The organism is Vibrio sp. B1FIG11 (assembly GCF_905175335.1).
Classification (GTDB): Bacteria; Pseudomonadota; Gammaproteobacteria; order Enterobacterales; family Vibrionaceae; genus Vibrio; species Vibrio campbellii.
The window spans coordinates 66,899-86,301 of sequence record NZ_HG992752.1 but is presented as its reverse complement, the minus strand read 5'-3'; the positions used below and the strand labels follow the sequence as shown (position 1 = coordinate 86,301).

Sequence of the window (19,403 nt, the reverse complement as noted above, 5' to 3'; positions counted from 1 at the left end):
CGGAAAGTGCGCAAATATTAGACTTACCCCTGGTTAACGTAGGGTTAACGAGGCCATTCATGTTGATAAAACTATTTAATCGACACGACAAAACGATATGAAAAATATTATTTTACTTTAAATTTCAAAAACTTATACCGCGTCAATTTTACGACTCTGCGTCAAGAAAGTAGATAAAATGATATTTGTGATGGTATTTAGCTATGGGTTATCACCATTTCTCAGTTTACGAATATAGGACAAGTCACTTTGTGAGAGACAATACTCTGCCAACTTCGGATAAGTGCATCGGCTTGTAAAAGTAGTAGCCTTGAATGATAGGAGACGTCGCAAACTCATTAATGGCCTCTAACTGAAGAACATTCTCGACGCCTTCAAACACGATATTAGGAGTGCATAGCTTTGCGATTTTTCTATAGATACGCCTCAGTACTTCCAACTTCGAACGATCGGTTTCAATACCTTCGATTAACGCTTTGTCAAACTTAACTTCATCAACCTTCATCCTCAGAGCAAGTTCTTCACTCATTAGGTTTGTACCAAAATCATCTATAGACACTTTGATTCCATTCTCTTTTAGTGATTCTAGATTGAGAACCATTTCTCGTGTGACTTGGAATTCCTGATATTCAATAACTTCTATATTGATTTGCCTGCCGTTGATCATTTCTATTGCTGTAGATACAAACGTTTCATCGGATAAACTGGAGGGATGTATATTGACAGAGACTGGGATAGTAAGTTGATATAGGTCCATATCCTCAACGCACTTAGCGAGTACTTGAAGATCGAGAAGCTTTGTATCTGCTTTTAGAGATAAGTATTCCATTATAGAAAGGTCACTGTCTTTGGGGCGCAACAACGCTTCTAGCGAGGTTATCTTATAATCTCTGACTTTAGGCTGATAAATTAGGTAAAAATCCGACATTTATTGTTCTTTTCGTTATCCACTAAAATAGTTTCTTCAAGTTTTAAATATTGAAGATATATGGATAGAACGTATCACTGATTTGGTTAACGGTTAGTTAACGCCTATTAAATTTATTTTTTCGAACCAATTTATTTATAAAGAAAGATACACGCATAAAAAAACCACCCGAAGGTGGCTTTCATTTCAATTCGATTTATTGCTTATAGGTACTCACACAAGTACGCGGTTGCATCTTTTACTTGCAGCTCGAACGATGAATTTCCTTCTACTTCGAAGAACTCACCGGTGTTGTAAGTGACCCAATCAACCTCGCCAGCTTTCTTAACGATCAATGCACCTTTGACCACACTCATACGCTCTGGCGCTTGAGTGCCAAACGTGTATTCACCTGGCAACATTACCCCAACACTGACATCCTGCCCTTGTTGGTTAAAACCTAGCGACTTAACGCCACCAGCAAAATAACTGTTTTCCTTAATACTCATTATTGGTTTCCTTATCAAAAATCAGCTCTTTTTTACCCTGTTTCGGTTTGCGACTCAAGCATCTAAATTGACCTTTACTGAAAAGCTAACTTATCAATAACTGTGTTTCGGAATGTAAAAGTGGACATCAGATCATAGTTTCACCGTCTTAAAGGCGAGATTGTTTGTTTTTGCAGCTCAAGCTTCTCACCATAATGGAAAAGGAAAGTAAGCAGGGATCATGACTAACACCACAGGACGTAATCGCAAGCAGAAACCGGAACCGCAACCCTCACTTTGGGCTCGTCATCAGCTCAAAATCATCAAAGGAGGTTTTGCTCTGTTTGGATGCACGTTGTTTGGCGTGATCAGTTATCTACTTTATGCCTCTTATTTGGATTACATCGATCGCGATAAAATCTATGGCGAATGGATTGAAATTGGTGCCCCACCTTATCAAACCGAGCACCTTTCCTTTACTTCCAACGGGGTCTTTCGCAATCACCGTTTGATCGCCACTCAATTTGAGTTTGATGGCAAAGTCATCACTCTGAACACAGGCTTGGGTAAAACCGAGTATCAGTTGTCAGGTTCTCACCTCTCCCCACAAATACGCCGTATTGAACCTCGCTTTCCCGATCAGAGATTTATTCTCAAAGGCTTCGAGCACACAGTTCAAGGCTCAGAAACTGGGGCGGCTTCCAAACGTCGTGCCGCTCTAAGTGAACACTTCGGCCGCAAGTAGCCTTTTATCCATCACTCCTCTTCTGTATGCAAAACAAACACTTTTTGTCGTAACCAACTCTATTACAAAGTAAAAAGTTTAATTTCACTCGCAAAATAACGAGTACGAACTGAGTAAGCAATTAATTAAGTGCATGCAAAATATTTATAAAATATTGGCTCAATATTGAATTTTCACTGCAAATTTATGTTTCTTGTAGTGAGATTTAGGTAACACGGTCGAAAGTTGATTTATTTTTTTTTGAAAAAAATAAGCCTCTGAAATGCTCAAGGGGATGCTTTTGCACAGTGTGTGAATTGGTTGTCTTTTCTGTCGCAGGAGCAGCTTATGTTCGTTAATGAACATGAATTCAAGGATTGAGAGAGAAGTTATGATTCGATTTAACCTATGTGCAGCTGGGGTTGCCCTAGCACTATCTGGCGCTGCAAATGCGGCTCCAACCGCACCAAGTATCGATATGTACGGTTCCAACAACCTGCAGTTTTCTAAAATTGAGTTGGCAATGGAAACCACATCTGGCTACAACGACATGGTTAAGTACCATGAGCTAGCTAAGATCAACGTGAAATTTAATCAGTGGAGTGGTACTTCTGGCGACACTTACAACATCTACTTTGATGGCGTAAAAGTGGCAACAGGCCCTATCACTGGTAGCCAAACAACGGCATCATTTGAATACGGCCAAGGTGGCTTGTACCAAATGGAAATCGAAGCATGTGACGCAACTGGTTGTGCTAAGAGCGCACCAGCAGAGATCACTATCGCGGATACTGACGGTTCTCATTTACCGCCTCTAACCATGAATGTTGACCCAAACAACAAAACCTACAACACAGACCCAAGCGTAGTGATGGGTACTTACTTTGTTGAATGGGGTATCTACGGCCGTAATTACACGGTTGATAACATGCCTGTCGACAACTTGACTCACATTCTTTACGGCTTTATCCCAATCTGTGGTCCAAACGAGTCGGTGAAATCAGTTGGTGGTAACAGCTTCAACGCTCTACAAACTGCCTGTCGCGGTGTGAATGACTACGAAGTGGTTATCCATGACCCATGGGCAGCGTACCAGAAGAGCTTTGCTCAAGCTGGTCACGAATACAGCACACCGATCAAGGGTAACTACGCAATGCTGATGGCATTGAAGCAACGTAATCCAGATCTAAAAATCATTCCATCTATCGGCGGTTGGACACTTTCTGACCCATTCTACGACTTCGTTGATAAGAAAAACCGTGACACATTTGTCGCGTCAGTTAAGAAATTCCTGAAAACGTGGAAGTTCTACGACGGTGTAGATATTGACTGGGAATTCCCTGGTGGCGGCGGTGCTGCAGCAGATAAAGGCGACCCAGTGAACGATGGCCCAGCTTACATCGCGTTGATGCGTGAACTGCGTGCAATGCTGGATGACCTAGAAGCGGAAACAGGCCGTACCTACGAGCTAACTTCAGCAATTGGCGTTGGTTACGACAAAATTGAAGACGTTGATTACGCAGATGCTGTGCAGTACATGGACTACATCTTCGCGATGACTTACGACTTCTATGGCGGTTGGAACAATGTTCCTGGTCACCAAACAGCACTCTACTGTGGCTCATTCATGCGTCCTGGTCAGTGTGATGGTAGCGGCGTTGATGAAAACGGCGAACCGTACAAAGGCCCAGCTTACACGGCTGACAACGGCATCCAACTTCTACTCGCGCAAGGTGTTCCTGCGAACAAACTGGTTCTTGGTACTGCAATGTACGGTCGTGGTTGGGAAGGCGTAACACCGGATACGCTGACGGATCCAAACGACCCAATGACAGGTACTGCGACAGGTAAACTGAAAGGCAGCACGACTCAAGGCGTTTGGGAAGATGGCGTGATTGACTACAAAGGTATTAAGTCATTCATGCTAGGTGCGAACAACGCTGGCATCAACGGCTTCGAATACGGTTACGACGAGCTAGCAGAAGCACCTTGGGTGTGGAACCGTTCAACGGGTGAACTGATTACATTTGACGATCACCGCTCTGTATTGGCAAAAGGTAACTACGCGAAATCTCTGGGTCTAGCTGGTCTATTCTCTTGGGAAATTGATGCGGATAACGGCGACATCCTTAACGCAATGCACGAAGGCATGGCCGGTGGTGTGGTTGTTCCACCAAACCGTAAACCAACGGCAGCAGCTGGTGCAGACCAAGCAGTAACAGGTCCTGCAAGTGTTGTTCTTGATGGCAGCAACTCAACTGATTCTGATGGCACAATCGCAAGCTACGCTTGGGAGCAAGTATCAGGTACTGCAGTAGCTCTATCTGGCGCGAACACTGCGACAGCAGGCTTTGATGTAGCGGAAGTGACTGCAGAAGAGCAGCTAACGTTCAAACTAACAGTAACCGATGACAAAGGCGCAACCGCTTCTGATCTTGTTGTGGTAACGGTTAAACCAACAGGTACCGTGGATAACACAGCGCCAATTGCAAAAGTTTCAGCTCCAGCAACAGCGAAAGCTGGTGACGTAGTTGTGATTGATGCTTCTGCTTCTAGCGACGCTGACAACGACACGCTAACGTTTGATTGGACGCTACCTCAAGGTCTAAACGCAACGGTTAACGGTGCGAAAGTGACGTTCACAGCAGCAGAATACCCACAAGACACAAGCCTAAGCTTCACTGTCAGCGTAAGCGATGGTCAGGCAGCGTCTTCAGCAAGTGCAACCGTTGTTGTATCTAAGCACAGCACAGGTGGTGGCACTTGTACTAACGCATGGGATGCAACGGCTATTTACACAGGCGGCGACCAAGTAACGCACGCAGGTAAAACTTGGGAAGCGAAGTGGTGGACACAAGGTCAAGATCCTAGCAAGTCTGGCGAATGGGGTGTTTGGAAAGAAGTTGGCCCAGCTAACTGTAACTAAGCACTGCTAAGGTGTTGTGATTCATCATCACTCGCTTTGAATATTGTTAAAAAAGAAAAGGACAGCTTCGGCTGTCCTTTGTTGTTCTAACAGAATTTATTCAACACTCTTTAATGATCAGCTCGCTTCAATTAAACGGTCGAAACTCTGGAATACCTCATCACACTTCATCACACGACCATGGCCTTGGCCTTGCGTGGTAACCAGTTCCACTCGTTCAATCTCGGCCGCCGCTTTAGCAGACACACTGTGTTTGGTGAACTTATCCTGCTCATCATGAACAATAATAGTTTTTGCTTCTCGCTCAGCTAAGCGCCTCTCCGGGTCAATAGATTGCAATGGGTAGCCAAACTGGTCTTCCACTTCCGAAACCACCGCTTTGAATAACTTCATTGAGTAACCCGAACGCGCAATGCTGCCAAATAGGTTTTCAACGTAGTTAAGCACTGGCGCGATCAACAGCAAAGGCTTGTTTTCTAATTTACTGTGGCGGCACTCTAGCGCTGAAGCGGTACCCATGCTGTGCCCCACCAAACCTGCAACCTCATCGACAGAATCTAATACATCTTCAAGACCGCACACAAACGCTGGAATATGTCCGTATTGTCCCTCACTCTCACCATGAGCAGGATGATCGTACGCTAATGCGGTGTAACCCGATGCCGCAATATGCTCCATCAACGGGTAGAACTGACTCGCAGTTCCTGACCAGCCGTGAGTCAAAACCCATACCGGACCGCTACCAAGCTGATAGGTTTTAATTGCACCGGCATGACCTTGCACTTCGCTTTTGATAAGCCCCTGTGGCTCGACATTTTTTGGCTGAGTACGAGCGGGAGTAAGCAGCAGTTTACGCGCGGTCTTTTTTGCATGTGACGGCGCCAACGTGTGATGCAGGCGGGTACTGATGTTGACCAAGCTGCGTTTAACACTGAATTTCTGCGAAGTATTGAAGTAAATTTTCTCACTCATGATCATTTCCTTAACTATCAGCTTTGCACAAAATAGAACGGTCGTGCTTTTTATACTGATAAGAAAGAGCGCTCGTTGTCGCTCTTCATTTTGAATCTTTTACTATACCCGTTACCGCGGGGTTAGCGCTTCCATCGAGTAAACAAGTTATCGATGCCCTGCCAGAACAGTCTCTGGCTCTCTTCTTGCCCTTTGATCGAGTAAAATATGTGTGCACTTAAGTACTGCCCGTACAAATCAAAGGTCGCTTGCCGCGTGTCTAAATCGGCGACAAACTCTTGGTTTTCTTTGCCTTTCTTGATCTGAATTTCTAAGTAATTCAACCAAGTATCAATCGATTTTCGCAATGCTGCTTGCAACGCACAGCCTTCTTCAGCGGTGTCATTCCAAGCATCAAGGAACATACAGCTGCCTTGAAAAGAGTGATTCCACGTCATCCAAGTATCCAACAAGCCACGTACTTTACGCTCAATGTTGCTATCGCCTAGCTCGCGCGCAGGCGCAATTACGCGCTCAGCGAATACTTGATTGGCAAATTCCAACACCGACAGTTGAAGGTTCAACTTGGAATTGAAGTGAGCAAACAAGCCACTTTTGGACATACCACACTGCTTAGCGAGCTCACCAATAGTGAGACTCTCCAACCCGTTTTCACTCGCGAGTTGGAATGCACGATGCAGTATCAGCTCTTTGGTTACTTTTCCTTTTTTCATAAACACACTTTTAGCACGATCGTACTTTTTTACAAGTCCTCAATTTACTGGTCAAACCAATGTATACCCACTTACACACTCACGATCGCAATACATTGAGTAACCTAATGAATATGAATTTTCGAAATTTGAGGTGAGTCAGAATTTAAGAAACTGGTTACCACCAAATGCACATCCGTTGACTTTTTAGCGCGAGAACTGAGTCATTAACTGCTAATTTCGCAGCGATTTTTCACTTTTTAGGTAAGTACTTATGGCAACCACAAAGAAAATTGCCAGTTTAGAATTTGCTCGTATCATCGCGATGTTTGCGATCGTAGGGCTTCACTGTCAGATGGCTCTCACCTATTGGCAATGGGATGAGGTGCCTTGGGTTGGGTATATCCTCAACCAGCTAGCTCGTTTTGCTGTGCCACTGTTTTTCCTCATCTCCGGCTATCTCATCCAACCAAAACTCAGCACGAATCCCGTTGAGACACTGAAAGACTATGCCAAGCCTTTGCTTAAGATATGGCTGGTTTGGAGTGCGATTTGTCTGTTGGTGCCGTTCCGTTGGCAAGTGGTTGCAGAAGCAGGCTATCTCGCCGAGCGACAAGGCTATTGGGGCTACTTAATGTCGAACCCAATCAATTCGTTACTGGAAGGGGGCTTGGTACATCTATGGTTCATCCCAGCACTCATCATCGCTGTAGCCATCATTGCGTTTCTGGTTCGAATCGGCATGATGCAACTGCTACTTCCAACAGCGGTATTGCTCTATATCTATGGTGTGTTCGCAGGCAGCTACGTCACACTCACTGATCTGCCAGCGCCATTCTTTACTCGTAATGGTCCGTTCTTCAGTACCTTACTGGTGGTGCTTGGTTACCTAGCCAGACAGCACCAGTGGCAATGGTCTCGCAACAACACGATTCGATTAATTCTTATTGGTATGGCAATTCATTTCGCCGAAGCCTATTACTTGATGGATTATGATATCGCCTTTAACTCGCACGACTTTTTGTTCGGTACTGTTGTCTGGTCTTTGGGCGTATTCATGTGGCTTCTTGCCCATCCAAACTTTGGTAACATGCCATGGGTGTTTAAGTGGTCCCCGAGCATTTTAGGTATCTACGTGAGCCACTTATTAGTGATCATCATCATGATGAACGTAGCGGGTATGTTAGGGCTAGAAAACTTTGCCAAAGACGCCTTCATTTACCCAGCAACCATTGTGGTGACCTTGTTGCTTGTGAAAGGCATTGAAGCAACACCACTGAAAAAGCTATTACTGCGCTAAATCCATTCAGCACTATGTATGGTCTGCACTACCACTTTTTGGCTAGTGCAGACTTTATAAAAATGAGAGCTCTCTCTCACTCATCAAAATTATCATTTCTAATACTTTGTAATTTGCTTTCACTCACAAAAAACATTGTTCATTTAATTTAGATTTGTCTGACATCAACAAAATGCTCATTAAACGGAGGCGGTATGTGGGCAGGTCAAGGACTCGTTCCTTTTTTAGAAATTAGCCATTGGCTAACTTATGGTTTATACGCTGCAGTAATCCTATTTGGCGCGGCGAGCATTGCGTCACTCAGAAAGTAGTGGCGCAAGCTACATCAATTCAAAACTCCTACCGTTAATTCGAGCTTACTCACACTTAACCCCTTAATATGTGGCTAAAATTTCTCCAGTCAAACAAGGAGAAATGTCTATGCCAATCTATCCAATTGTCGCGTTTTGCTGTTTGATATTTTCTAGTTCCACCTTTGCAGCTGCGACCAGTGATCTTAATCTCGTCAATTCGACCGTCGGTTATGCCGCGTTGATTTTCTTCACCATTGCCTACATTCTGGTGATGCTGGAAGAATACCTCCAAATGCGAAAGTCTAAGCCCGTATTGCTCGCAGCCGGGTTAATCTGGATTTTGATTGGCTACACCTTTGCCCAGCACAACCAAGCTGACGTGGCTAAAGCCGCACTGGAACACAACCTTCTGGAATACGCCGAACTTTTATTGTTCCTACTGGTGGCGATGACTTACATCAATGCGATGGAAGAGCGAAGGCTGTTTGACGCACTGCAAGCATGGATGGTTGGCAAAGGTTTTGATTTTAAGAAGCTATTTTGGCTTACAGGTAGCCTAGCGTTTGTGATTTCTCCCATTGCCGATAACTTGACCACGGCATTATTGATGTGTGCTGTGGTGATGAAAGTCTCGGGCGATAACCCAAGATTTGTAAACTTAGCTTGTATCAACATTGTCATAGCGGCCAACGCGGGCGGCGCATTCAGCCCATTCGGCGATATTACCACTCTGATGGTTTGGCAAGCAGGGCACGTCAGCTTTGCTGAGTTTATGCCGCTGTTTGTGCCTTCGCTGATAAACTACGTCATCCCTGCATTCATCATGTCGTTATTTGTACCAAACACTAAGCCAGATACGGTACACGAACACATTGAGCTCAAACGCGGCGCAAGACGTATTGTTGGTTTATTTATCCTGACCATTGCGACTGCAGTTTCCTTCCACGCCGTTTTACACTTCCCGCCAGTGGTGGGGATGATGATGGGCCTCGCTTATCTGCAATTTTTCGGTTATTTCTTGCGTAGAACGCTCAAACACTCCCTTGCCAAAAAAGCGGCGATGGCGATTGCCAATGGGGACGATTACGCGCTCAAGCGCTTAGGTTCTGTCGTGCCATTTGATGTCTTCCACCGTGTGTCTCGCGCCGAGTGGGACACCCTTTTGTTCTTCTACGGCGTGGTCATGTGTGTTGGCGGCTTGAGCTTGCTGGGCTATCTTGGGCTGGTTTCGAACGTGATGTACACCGAGTGGAATCCAATTTGGGCAAACATCATGGTGGGAATACTGTCCGCCATCGTCGATAACATCCCAGTGATGTTTGCGGTATTGACCATGGAGCCAAGTATGTCGATGGGTAACTGGTTATTGGTGACCCTTACGGCAGGCGTCGGTGGTAGTTTACTATCGATTGGCTCTGCTGCTGGCGTTGCTCTCATGGGCGCAGCAAGAGGACAATATACCTTCTTTGGGCACCTTAAATGGGCACCGGTGATTGCGGTAGGTTACATTGCAAGTATTGCCGCGCATCTATGGATGAATGGCAGTTTATTTACTTAAACGGCCTTCATCCACTCTAAATACACTTATCTGTCTGATGGGTGGTTCACGCCATCCATCACCTCTATCTCTCCTAGATCATAAGGATTTACGCCTTCTAAGCAGCCAACGTTATAGCCATATTCGCTCGGGTTTGAGCGGCGCTGATGGTGGGTATAGATGCCGCATTCACCACAGAAGAAGTGCTTAGCTGTGTTGGTATTAAACTGATACAGCTTGAGTGCTTTCTCACCTTGGATGATGCGAATCCCATTCAAAGGCACCGATGCCACAATCGCCCCACGACGTCGGCACATGGAACAATCACAGCGTCTAGGCTTCTCGATTCCATTCGGTAATGACAGTTCGATTTGCACTTTTCCGCAATGGCAAGAAAGCTGATGTAGAGGCTGAATTATCGTACTACCTACTTGTTTAATCATGACATTTCCTCAATCTTTCTGTGTTTGCTTAGCTTAATGTGTAAAGTCTGTTAAACAGTTAACATCCGCGCAATCTAGGTCAAAAACTCGACATCCATCACTTTTCACGACATTTTATTTAGCTATTTATCACTATTTGGTTGGCGTTTTGCCGACCGCATCCGTTTTGGCTGTGTGCTTGCAGTTAATACGGTTTTAAAACCAAGGAAAATACTTTTATGGATAAAGATCATAGCCTTAGAGAGAACCTCTTGGCTCTGACGCTCGGTAGTGCGTTGGTGTCACTTGGGGTTATCTTCTTCAACAAAGTGGGATTGCTCACTGGCGGAACAGCGGGTTTAGCAATCTTCCTCACTAAGATCAGTGACTTCAGTTTTGGTCAGGTGTTCTTTGCATTGAACCTGCCTTTCTACATTTTGTCTGTGATGGGCATGGGTTGGCGTTTTACCATCAACACTTTTATTGCGGTTTCGATCGTTTCTTTTGCGGTAGACCACCTGCACCATGTGATTGAAATTTCTCGTATTGAACCCGTTTATGCCGCACTGCTCGGTGGTGGTTTGATTGGTATGGGGATGCTGGTGATTTTCCGCCACAAGATGAGTTTAGGTGGCTTTAACATCTTGGCGCTTTACCTTCAGGAACGCTTTGGCATTCGTGCAGGTAAAGTACAAATGGCGCTCGACTGCACTATTGTTGTGATGTCGCTGTTTATCGTCGATGTTTACTTGATTGGCCTTTCTGTACTTGGCGCTGTGGTGACCAACTTAATCTTAGCCATGAACCACAAACCAGGGCGTTATCAACCCAAGCCACAAGCTGCGTAATAACACAGGCTCACGATTAAAAAACAAAGCCCCGAGCCTTTAACTCTGGGGCTTTTTGTTTGTTCTAGCTCACTAATGAAAACATTACGCCAATGGCGAATTCTCACAGTATTTCTGGTCATCTGCCGTCAGTTTTTGCTTGCTCGCTTGGCTTAAGTGATAGTGCACCAGCATCAGCAAATCGTGAGCGTAGAAAAGCTCGAAAGCATCCTCACCATTTTTTCGACAGATTGCCTCACAGCGTTCAGCATGCACTTTGGCTTGCTGCGGACTACCCGCTTTAAGAAGACTCATGGCTAAGCGATACTCTGCGCGCTCTTCTTGTATCCAGCCACCAGCAACCTTCCAATATTCAAGGGCCAGTGTCGCAGCCTCTAGCATGTGTTCTACTTGCGCTTCAGAGCGTCTTTCAAGCTCTTCATATTGGCAGGCAAGGTTGTTACCCGTAATGGCAATTGAGCGCGCTAAAGGCTCGGCAGCTTGGCCTGAATCTATACCGTTGGCTGCTTTTGCTAACCATGTGCTGGCTTGCTCTAGTTCATTCATTGCCGACAGCTCGTTAGCAATTTGAGCAAACACGCGACGCTGATCGACATCTTCTAACTCAGTAATTTGGTCCGTATTTTGGTCAACGAAGTACTGCGCGACAGCTTTGGCTCTCTGACGCGCCAGACATTGAGCTGCTACGCCATTTTCAATCTTATCTAAGCTGGTGAGAAACTGACTTGGATCGTGCAGGTGACCGATAGATGTGTGCAACATCAAGGGTAAGATGCGCTCAGCATGGTTGGTGTCTTCTACCTGGCTAAGCGCTTGCTCTAGTTGGTTGTATGTTGGTTGCGGCTCGGCTTCATGTTGCTGCCAACTTTGGTTTATAAATGCATCAAAATCCGTTTTGAACGACATATCCTTATTATCCTTTTCATTGCTCTGGACTGCTTACAACCCTACACAAAATTTAAGCAAATAAGGTAAACCTTGCCAGATTCTGAGAATGGTCTCACTTAAAGTAGCGTACCTCTCTCCAACGCCAATAATCGCTGCTTGCGCTCTACCCCGCCGGCATAGCCAGTGAGTTTGCCACTTTTGCCAATCACACGATGGCATGGCACCACAATAGAGATTGGATTTTTACCATTTGCCAGCCCCACCGCGCGCACCGCTTTCGGATTGCCGATGGCGTTCGCCAGATCTTGGTAGCTCCATGTTTCACCATAAGGAATGGTCGTTAGTGCATGCCACACTTGAGTTTGGAAATCCGTACCTGTCGCTGCAAGAGGCAAATCGAATTCGTTACGCAGCCCAGCAAAGTATTCTTCCAATTGAGTCACAGTCTGACTGAGCACGGCATGTTGATCATCACGCTCTCCCAAATCGTCTGGTTTGGTGGTACACGTTTCAAACCAAATTCCTAGCAAACCTTGATCGTTAGCTTGAATGGTCACTGCGCCTAGCGGACTTGGCATTACCGTATAAAGTGATTTCATGATTGATTCCATAAGTGAAAAGTCGCGTAACTGCCCCAAGGCGACGCAGTATGAGCATTCAATGACGGATAGTTTGGCATAGCTTTCTTCACCACCAAGTCTTTGTCTAAAAAGCAATCGGGCTGAGATTGGCCACGCAATTGCGCATAGCTCACCGTCCACGGACCAATACCTTTTAATTCCAGCCATTGCTGCGGATCGGCTTCTGGGTTTTGCTGCATGTACTGAGCAAATCGCACGAGTGTGTCTTTACGACTTTGCGGCATACGCAAAAAGCTGACATCGGCATTGGCAATCGTTTCTGGGGTTGGAAAGTGGCGCGCTTGCTGATCGCTGCTGAGTGTTGCTACCAATAAGTTAAGTTGCCCGATAGCCGCTTTGACCGACACTTGCTGCCCTAGCACAGCACGTACACCGGCTTCCCACGCACTCCAGACGCCCGGAATACGAATCCCCTGGGTTTTCACCAACCCCGGCGCAATGTATTCAAGGTGCTGCTCCACCGTGCAAATATCCGCATCGAGGTCGAACATACGACGTACACCAGACACCAAATTCTGCAATTTAGTGACATCTTCAACATCGAACTCCATCTCAAGATAACCTTCTCCTTGAGTGACCTTGAATCGTGCATGGCAATCACCCAACAAAACGTTGCGCTGATAAGCCTCTTGTGTGACTTGTTCTACTCTTTCAATCGCACGCAGACGATAAAAATCGAGCATGTGTTGCCAGTTCAGAGCACCACGATAAGGTAATACAATTCGATTCGTCCCCACGCCATCAAATTCCTTTCTACGCACTTGAGAAGGCGTTAGCTGAAGGATCTTTTGAAACGCATCATTGAAACGTCGAGTACTGTTAAAACCCGCGGCAAAGCCGACCTCAGTGACCGACATCGAACTCGAATGCAGAAGCTGCTTGGCAAACATCAACTGTTGATACTGCGCATATTGCTTAGGTGACATCCCCAAATATTGCTCGAACAGCATACGCAAGTAACGATCCGAGATCCCAAGACGCTCAGAGAGTTCCACAAGAGACTGATGATGCAACTCACCTTGATCGATCATTTTGATCGCACGTTGGAATGTGGTCTCGACGCCCTTCCAAGCCCATGACCCTGGCGCACTGTCTGGACGACAACGCAAACAAGGGCGATATCCAGCCTTCAAAGCCTGAGTCTTGTCGGTGAAGTACTCGACGTTTTCCTCTTTGGGCAAATTAGCTGGGCAGATTGGGCGACAGAAGATCCCTGTTGTTTTCACCGCAATGTAAAAGCGCCCATCAAAACGGCTATCACGAGCCATGCGTGCTTTTTGGCATTGTTCGAAGGTCAACGATGTATGTGGGTGGATGAGCATAGTGCTGTCCCTGCTTACGCATTTGGTGTTCAACGAGTGGTTAACTTATTCACCACTCGACAGGCATAACTTCATTGTAGAACGGGGAGTTACTGTAAATTAGCCATTTTCGGAACTCAATATTAAGAAACTTTGGCAATAGCAAATTTGTGCACTAAGGTTATAGTCAGAACAACACAACAACGTCGGCTAAAGGGAATTGGCATGGACTTACATACGTGCGTGATTGTACTTAGAAATCACAAGGTTATTACCAGCAAATCGGTCGAGCACTCTATAGGGATTATTGAGCGCGACTCTGATAACGAGATTTCAGAAATTCAAATCAATGCGACTGATGGTGTGAATATTCGCACTTATCACTACAACAGTGTGGAAGACTCGCTTGAAAGTTTAATGAATCTATAAAAACTCCTTTCTCCCTTGTTAATCGTGAAAGTAAAAGAGCGCAGTCACCTGTGCTCTTTTTTTTGCTCACCATGCACAGGCGCCATACCAGAAGACAAACCCACGTAGAGAAAGTCATTCAAATTTTTGCGACTTTCATAATCAAAATCGTCCTGTAAAAGCACTAAACCAGGTATTTTATCCGTTCTAACGTTCTGTATTTAAAAATGAAAAAACGTTCCATCGAATTTGTCGAACGAGAACATCAAATTGCCCCAATTTTTTCTTTCTCTCCTCCTACCTACACTGATTTCAACAACAAGGGGGGCAGTCCTCCTCATCATAAAAATTCGAGAAAGGATAAAGTCATGAAAGCACTACTACAAAAAATCACTACTTCAAATGCAGGCTACGGCGCACTCGCACTTCGCATTCCAGTCGGTCTCATCTTTATGGCACACGGCGCGCAAAAACTTTTTGGCTGGTTTGGCGGTTATGGGCTTGAAGGTACAGGTCAATGGATGGCATCAATTGGCTTAGGCCCAGGCATGCTGATGGCATTTTTAGCAGGCAGTGCTGAGTTCTTTGGTGGGGTGTTCATCTTGCTTGGTCTGCTTACCCGCCCTGCGGCAGTGGCTTTAGCATTCACCATGGTGATCGCCATTTTCTCGGTTCACTTTGAAAATGGCTTGTTTATGTCAAACAACGGCTACGAGTTTGGTTTAGCACCACTGGCAGCAAGCGTTTCTCTTGCTTTCTCTGGCGCAGGCAAAGCCGCTTTAGATGAAACGCTGCGTCAAAAATTGGCCTAAACGAGAGTAGAAGCGGCCTTCGAAGTGCCACAACTCTCGCTTCAATCGGACGTTTAATTTATAAACACGCTGCCATTTGCGTAAACTGACACAAAAACCCCCTTGGCATCACACCAAGGGGGTTTCGTCTAATTTTGCGCTGGATCGCAAAAGCAGAAATTACTCGCCTGCTGGAATGTCCGCAATTTGCTGCAAACTGTACGCCGTTAACGGGTCAATCTCTTTTACGATTTCTTCAACCTGCTTAATCGCGTCTACAGACGTGCTGGCTTTACGATAGCTCAAATAGATAGGACGGTACCAATCTTCTACACCAGACACCTTGTGGAGCTGCCCGCTTGCAATAAACGGCTCTACCAGAGAGGCTGGTAGGTATGCGCTGCCGCCTTTCTCTAAAACGAAGTCTAACGCGATACGAGCGGTAGAAGTGCGAAGGTAAGGCGCTGGGATTTTTGGATGACGTTCTGCGTGCTCAGAAGCGAAGCGCGTACCCCAATCCACATACACGTATTTCTTATCAAAGACCGTATCAAGAGAATCTTGCTCGGTAGACACCAACACCAACACAACGTCAGCGACTTTCTTGCAATTGAGCTCATCAGCTTTGATTTGATCGAAGGCGAATGCCATATCGAGAGTGCGCTCAAGCAGGCTGCGGCTTAGCATCTCACGCCCCATGACTTCTGCCATAAAGCCGTAACCACCAAATGAATCTGTTACCACACTCAAACAGTTTTGCAGATAAGCATCCCAAATGTTCGGCGTACCACCCATGGTGAGCTGCAACGCCTTGCCATCTTCAAGGGATAATTCGAGTTTGGCTTGCTGCAAGGTAGTCACCATCACCTCGGCATAGCTTATTAAACGCTCACCTGCGGAGGTCAACTTTATGTTATTTCGATCACGAATAAACAACTGCGTATCGAAATAACTTTCGAGTTGTTTGATGCGTGCGCTCACAGCGGCTTGAGTAATGTACAAGTTCTCAGCAGCTCGTCCGAAGTGACGAACCTTTGCCAGCTCTAAAAATGTTCTAAAAACCTTTACATCCATAAACCATCTCCTGGTTAATATAAAACCAGATTAACAATTAATTAAAATCTTGACGACAAAAAAGTTTTGTTTTTCTTTTGTTAGCTTTGCGCCTAATTTTCGCCGTAATTCATCACATTCATCAATAACGGTTACAGAGGCTGTTGATATGTCTGACACTGAATTTCGTCATGGCAAAAAACGTTTTTACGACAACGTAAAATTCCCACGCGGCTTTGCAAAGTCTGGCGATTTTACTCTTTCAGAAGAGGAAATCCTAACAATTTATGGGGATACTATGCTTGGCCTAGAGTCAGGCGAGTTGACACCTGAGAACAGCGAAGAAAAACACTTCGTAAAAGTTCTAGAAAACCCAGGCAAAGCGAAAACTAAGATCGAGCGCACTTGGCTTAAATACGTACAGCTAGCCCGTGGTCGCAAACGCTTCCACACGCTAAACGGTCGTAACAAACCAGAAGCGTCAGATGACTACGCAGAAGAGAGCCTAGCAGAAGACGATTAATCGACACTGCCAAGTTTTAATGCTTGGCTAAACTGCGGAACGATTCGTTCTGTGGTGTTGCAAAAAACTTTTTCTTTTCCAAAAAGCCCGAAGGTGGAATCCCTTAGGGCTTTTTCATTTGTAATAAACCCATTATTTGGCGAGTGCTCACTTCGCCAGCATGGCGACCTTCTTCAAGAAACTGTCTTTGAGATGCTCTTGGTCGTACTCCAAATGATAGGTATTGTGGAAGCCCACCTTTAACTCCACGCCATTGCCTCTAAGAAACACGTTATAGCCATCGTAATCAGAAAAGGCTTCTACCCCTTCATACATCTTGCCAAACTCAGTAGGCGTGCCGTTGTTCATCACACATTCGTATGCTTGCAGCACTTTGGTTGCGTCTAATTCGTTTTTCATTGCGATTCCCTCAGCAATAAACATACTTTAATTATGGTTAAGGAAAAAACGCCGTGCCACACCATAGATTGCGTGAGATCATAAGTTCGGCATTTTTCTTCCCTTTCTGCTACGCAACTTGGTTCAATTTAGCTCGCCCTATCAGCCAAAAAACTTAATTTCAGTCATAAATTTTAAACGCTAATCAACTAACCTAACCTTCTCTATATAAGAGGGTAACGGCGAGAAGCAAACGTGAAAACTGTTGATAAAAGCAACATTGGTTAAAGAAAAAGCAAATTTTTGACCTAAAACAATAGCAGATTGCCATTACTTATTTTATAATGCGAATTAATGTTTCAGGACATCTTAAATTCCAATAACTAGGGGCACAAAATGAGACTTATCCCGTTAGCTCAAGCAGCACAAGTAGGCAAGTGGGCAGCAGCACACATCGCTAAGCGCATCAACGACTTCAAACCAACTGCTGAGCGTCCGTTCGTTCTGGGTCTACCTACTGGTGGCACTCCTCTAGCAACTTACAAAGCATTGATCGAACTTTACCAAGCTGGTGAAGTGAGCTTCGAACACGTTGTGACTTTCAACATGGACGAGTACATCGGTATCCCTGCGGATCACCCAGAATCATACCGTTCATTCATGTACAACAACTTCTTCAACCACGTGAACATCCAAGAAGCGAACATCAACCTTCTTAACGGTAACGCGGAAGATCACGAAGCGGAATGCCAACGCTACGAAGACAAAATCAAGTCTTACGGCAAGATCAACCTATTCATGGGCGGCGTAGGTAACGACGGTCACATCGCATTCAACGAGCCTGCATCTTCTCTGTCTTCTCGCACTCGCATCAAAACACTAACTGAAGACACTCGTATCGCGAACTCTCGTTTCTTCGATGGCGACATCAACCAAGTTCCTAAGTACGCACTAACTATCGGTGTTGGCACGCTACTAGACGCTGAAGAAGTGATGATCCTAGTAACTGGTCACAACAAAGCACTTGCTCTAGAAGCAGCTGTAGAAGGCAGCGTAAACCACCTATGGACGGTTTCTGCACTTCAACTTCACCCTAAAGCAGTGATCGTTTGTGATGAGCCTTCACAACAAGAGCTTAAAGTGAAGACAGTTAAGTACTTCTCTGAGCTAGAAGCGGAAAACATCAAAGGTTTCTAAGCCTTCGGGTAACAACCAAAGATAAACGCTGAATACACAAAACCCGTGAGTCATCACGGGTTTTTTCGTTTTTAAAGACTGGCAGGTTTGAAGGTTTAGGAATTTAAACAACCGCTAGCGAGGTGTTTAATAAGCTTGAATACCAAACTGACGCAGACGTTTCGGCAATACCTCATCGAGCTTATCTAACTCGCTCGGTTCGACCTCAATGAGGTTGAAGTTATGCTGCTCGTACACCGCACGAATCTTCTCTCGCTCCGCTTCTAACATCTCACCAGAATCGCTGCCCCAAAACTGCAAGTAGACCTTGCCACCTGGTAGGTAGAAATCGCTTGTCACGTCTTGGTCGATCGGCAGTTGGCGCTCGTAAGCATGCACCACACCAGCCAAATACAGCCAGTTATCGATCAACAGTTCTCCTTTAGAACGAACATAATGCCCGTCCAAAGTGCGGTGCTTGGCTTCAAACTTCTGGCGAAAACTGGAAAGCGACTTATCTGTCGAATGGGACTCAGCATCTTGCCCTAAGAACTCAATCACAGACTGCTTGAGCCGCTTGTTACGCAGCACTACGTCGTGCCACACCACAAAGGTATTCTGCGACTCTTTATCGGTTCTCTGCTGCCCACCAGCGCGGATTCCGGCTTCGGTCAAACTCCACCCTTCTTCGGATTTGCTGATCCAGCCTAATTCACTTAACAGCTGGTTCATGCGCTTGGCATTGAGCTTAAGCTTCTCACCTAACTGGGTTGCGCTATAAGTTTTTCCAGACGTTGCGGCAAGCTCGATGTGCAAGTTGGTCGGCCAAACAATGAACTGCCCAAATTTAGGATGATCGACATACTCACCGCCGAACTTGGCACCCTCTTCGGTCAAAATCCATTTCTCGTCTTGGCGAACAATATAGCCAGCGCGTTTCAGATCAGCAAACAGGAGCTTGGCTTCTATCTGACGCATTTTTGCCAGCGCCGATGTAGATATTTTTTCAGACACGATTCATGCCTCCCGCAACTGTTTGAAATAAGGTAAGAACTTGGATATTAACGCATTGATTTGATTGCTTGAAGTAAGAATAGATCGAATATGCTGATAAAAAAAAATCCCGTCACGATGA

Annotated in this window: 20 protein-coding genes; 9 read left to right on the top strand and 11 right to left on the bottom strand. The window is 45.5% G+C overall.

Annotation, left to right across the window (positions count from 1 at the left end; genetic code table 11):
• Window positions 1-244: 244 nt before the first annotated feature.
• Together KHO06_RS17225 and KHO06_RS17220 are read right to left on the bottom strand one after the other, a co-directional pair.
• The gene (locus KHO06_RS17225; protein ID WP_212582978.1) at window positions 245-928 is read right to left on the bottom strand and encodes an EAL domain-containing protein; all 684 of its coding nucleotides are present in this window, start codon (window positions 926-928) and stop codon (window positions 245-247) included.
• Window positions 929-1,131: 203 nt separating this feature from the next.
• Window positions 1,132-1,416 (bottom strand): pyrimidine/purine nucleoside phosphorylase, encoded by a 285-nt coding sequence (locus tag KHO06_RS17220; protein ID WP_005428471.1) that lies wholly within the window; start codon window positions 1,414-1,416, stop codon window positions 1,132-1,134.
• Window positions 1,417-1,636: 220 nt separating this feature from the next.
• Here KHO06_RS17220 and KHO06_RS17215 point away from each other — a divergent pair, with 220 nt between their 5' ends.
• Window positions 1,637-2,140 carry a DUF2850 domain-containing protein gene (locus tag KHO06_RS17215; RefSeq protein WP_045399441.1) on the top strand — a complete coding sequence of 168 codons (504 nt, stop codon included), beginning with the start codon at window positions 1,637-1,639 and terminating at the stop codon, window positions 2,138-2,140.
• Window positions 2,141-2,510: 370 nt separating this feature from the next.
• Window positions 2,511-5,045 (top strand): glycosyl hydrolase family 18 protein, encoded by a 2,535-nt coding sequence (locus KHO06_RS17210; RefSeq protein ID WP_212582977.1) that lies wholly within the window; start codon window positions 2,511-2,513, stop codon window positions 5,043-5,045.
• 117 nt (window positions 5,046-5,162) lie between these two features.
• Here the strand turns inward: KHO06_RS17210 and KHO06_RS17205 are convergent, their stop codons facing one another.
• Entirely contained in the window at window positions 5,163-6,017 is an 855-nt protein-coding gene (locus tag KHO06_RS17205; protein WP_212582976.1) for an alpha/beta hydrolase, read from the bottom strand.
• Window positions 6,018-6,139: 122 nt separating this feature from the next.
• A complete protein-coding gene (locus KHO06_RS17200) occupies window positions 6,140-6,730 on the bottom strand; it encodes a TetR/AcrR family transcriptional regulator (protein WP_212582975.1) in 591 nt (196 codons plus the stop codon).
• Between the two features lie 253 nt (window positions 6,731-6,983).
• Between KHO06_RS17200 and KHO06_RS17195 the strand changes: the two genes are divergently transcribed.
• Entirely contained in the window at window positions 6,984-8,009 is a 1,026-nt protein-coding gene (locus KHO06_RS17195; RefSeq protein ID WP_212582974.1) for an acyltransferase family protein, read from the top strand.
• A gap of 420 nt (window positions 8,010-8,429) precedes the next feature.
• Window positions 8,430-9,860: a sodium:proton antiporter NhaD gene (gene nhaD, locus KHO06_RS17190; protein WP_212582973.1), complete on the top strand. Its 1,431-nt coding sequence runs from the start codon at window positions 8,430-8,432 to the stop codon at window positions 9,858-9,860.
• A gap of 26 nt (window positions 9,861-9,886) precedes the next feature.
• Here the strand turns inward: nhaD and KHO06_RS17185 are convergent, their stop codons facing one another.
• Window positions 9,887-10,282: a GFA family protein gene (locus KHO06_RS17185; protein ID WP_038888560.1), complete on the bottom strand. Its 396-nt coding sequence runs from the start codon at window positions 10,280-10,282 to the stop codon at window positions 9,887-9,889.
• Window positions 10,283-10,500: 218 nt separating this feature from the next.
• Between KHO06_RS17185 and KHO06_RS17180 the strand changes: the two genes are divergently transcribed.
• A complete protein-coding gene (locus KHO06_RS17180; protein WP_212582972.1) occupies window positions 10,501-11,109 on the top strand; it encodes a YitT family protein in 609 nt (202 codons plus the stop codon).
• An 84-nt stretch (window positions 11,110-11,193) separates the two neighbouring features.
• Here the strand turns inward: KHO06_RS17180 and KHO06_RS17175 are convergent, their stop codons facing one another.
• The 3 genes from KHO06_RS17175 to KHO06_RS17165 all read right to left on the bottom strand — a co-directional run bounded on the left by KHO06_RS17175 (window position 11,194) and on the right by KHO06_RS17165 (window position 13,960).
• A complete protein-coding gene (locus tag KHO06_RS17175) occupies window positions 11,194-12,015 on the bottom strand; it encodes a hypothetical protein (RefSeq protein ID WP_212582971.1) in 822 nt (273 codons plus the stop codon).
• A gap of 98 nt (window positions 12,016-12,113) precedes the next feature.
• Window positions 12,114-12,596 carry a methylated-DNA--[protein]-cysteine S-methyltransferase gene (locus KHO06_RS17170; RefSeq protein WP_212582970.1) on the bottom strand — a complete coding sequence of 161 codons (483 nt, stop codon included), beginning with the start codon at window positions 12,594-12,596 and terminating at the stop codon, window positions 12,114-12,116.
• Entirely contained in the window at window positions 12,593-13,960 is a 1,368-nt protein-coding gene (locus KHO06_RS17165) for an Ada metal-binding domain-containing protein (protein ID WP_212582969.1), read from the bottom strand. The genes KHO06_RS17170 and KHO06_RS17165 overlap by 4 nt, the downstream gene beginning before the upstream one ends.
• 204 nt (window positions 13,961-14,164) lie before the next feature.
• On the opposite strand from KHO06_RS17165, the gene KHO06_RS17160 reads away from it, so the two are divergent.
• Together KHO06_RS17160 and KHO06_RS17155 are read left to right on the top strand one after the other, a co-directional pair.
• On the top strand, window positions 14,165-14,368 hold the full coding sequence (locus tag KHO06_RS17160) for a hypothetical protein (protein ID WP_005428499.1): 204 nt from the start codon (window positions 14,165-14,167) through the stop codon (window positions 14,366-14,368).
• A 347-nt stretch (window positions 14,369-14,715) separates the two neighbouring features.
• The gene (locus tag KHO06_RS17155; RefSeq protein WP_212582968.1) at window positions 14,716-15,159 is read left to right on the top strand and encodes a DoxX family protein; all 444 of its coding nucleotides are present in this window, start codon (window positions 14,716-14,718) and stop codon (window positions 15,157-15,159) included.
• 159 nt (window positions 15,160-15,318) lie between these two features.
• On the opposite strand, the gene KHO06_RS17150 is transcribed toward KHO06_RS17155, so the two are convergent.
• On the bottom strand, window positions 15,319-16,212 hold the full coding sequence (locus KHO06_RS17150) for a LysR family transcriptional regulator (RefSeq protein WP_038888568.1): 894 nt from the start codon (window positions 16,210-16,212) through the stop codon (window positions 15,319-15,321).
• 148 nt (window positions 16,213-16,360) lie between these two features.
• Here KHO06_RS17150 and KHO06_RS17145 point away from each other — a divergent pair, with 148 nt between their 5' ends.
• The gene (locus KHO06_RS17145) at window positions 16,361-16,714 is read left to right on the top strand and encodes a DUF413 domain-containing protein (protein WP_010453583.1); all 354 of its coding nucleotides are present in this window, start codon (window positions 16,361-16,363) and stop codon (window positions 16,712-16,714) included.
• Window positions 16,715-16,861: 147 nt separating this feature from the next.
• On the opposite strand, the gene KHO06_RS17140 is transcribed toward KHO06_RS17145, so the two are convergent.
• Window positions 16,862-17,113, bottom strand: a complete 252-nt coding sequence (locus KHO06_RS17140; RefSeq protein ID WP_005428828.1) for a DUF3081 domain-containing protein — start codon at window positions 17,111-17,113, stop codon at window positions 16,862-16,864.
• A 375-nt stretch (window positions 17,114-17,488) separates the two neighbouring features.
• Here KHO06_RS17140 and nagB point away from each other — a divergent pair, with 375 nt between their 5' ends.
• Complete coding sequence (gene nagB / locus KHO06_RS17135) at window positions 17,489-18,289, top strand: glucosamine-6-phosphate deaminase (RefSeq protein WP_212582967.1); 801 nt, start codon at window positions 17,489-17,491, stop codon at window positions 18,287-18,289.
• Window positions 18,290-18,415: 126 nt separating this feature from the next.
• On the opposite strand, the gene KHO06_RS17130 is transcribed toward nagB, so the two are convergent.
• Complete coding sequence (locus KHO06_RS17130) at window positions 18,416-19,282, bottom strand: glycerol kinase (RefSeq protein ID WP_105065514.1); 867 nt, start codon at window positions 19,280-19,282, stop codon at window positions 18,416-18,418.
• Window positions 19,283-19,403 lie beyond the last annotated feature (121 nt).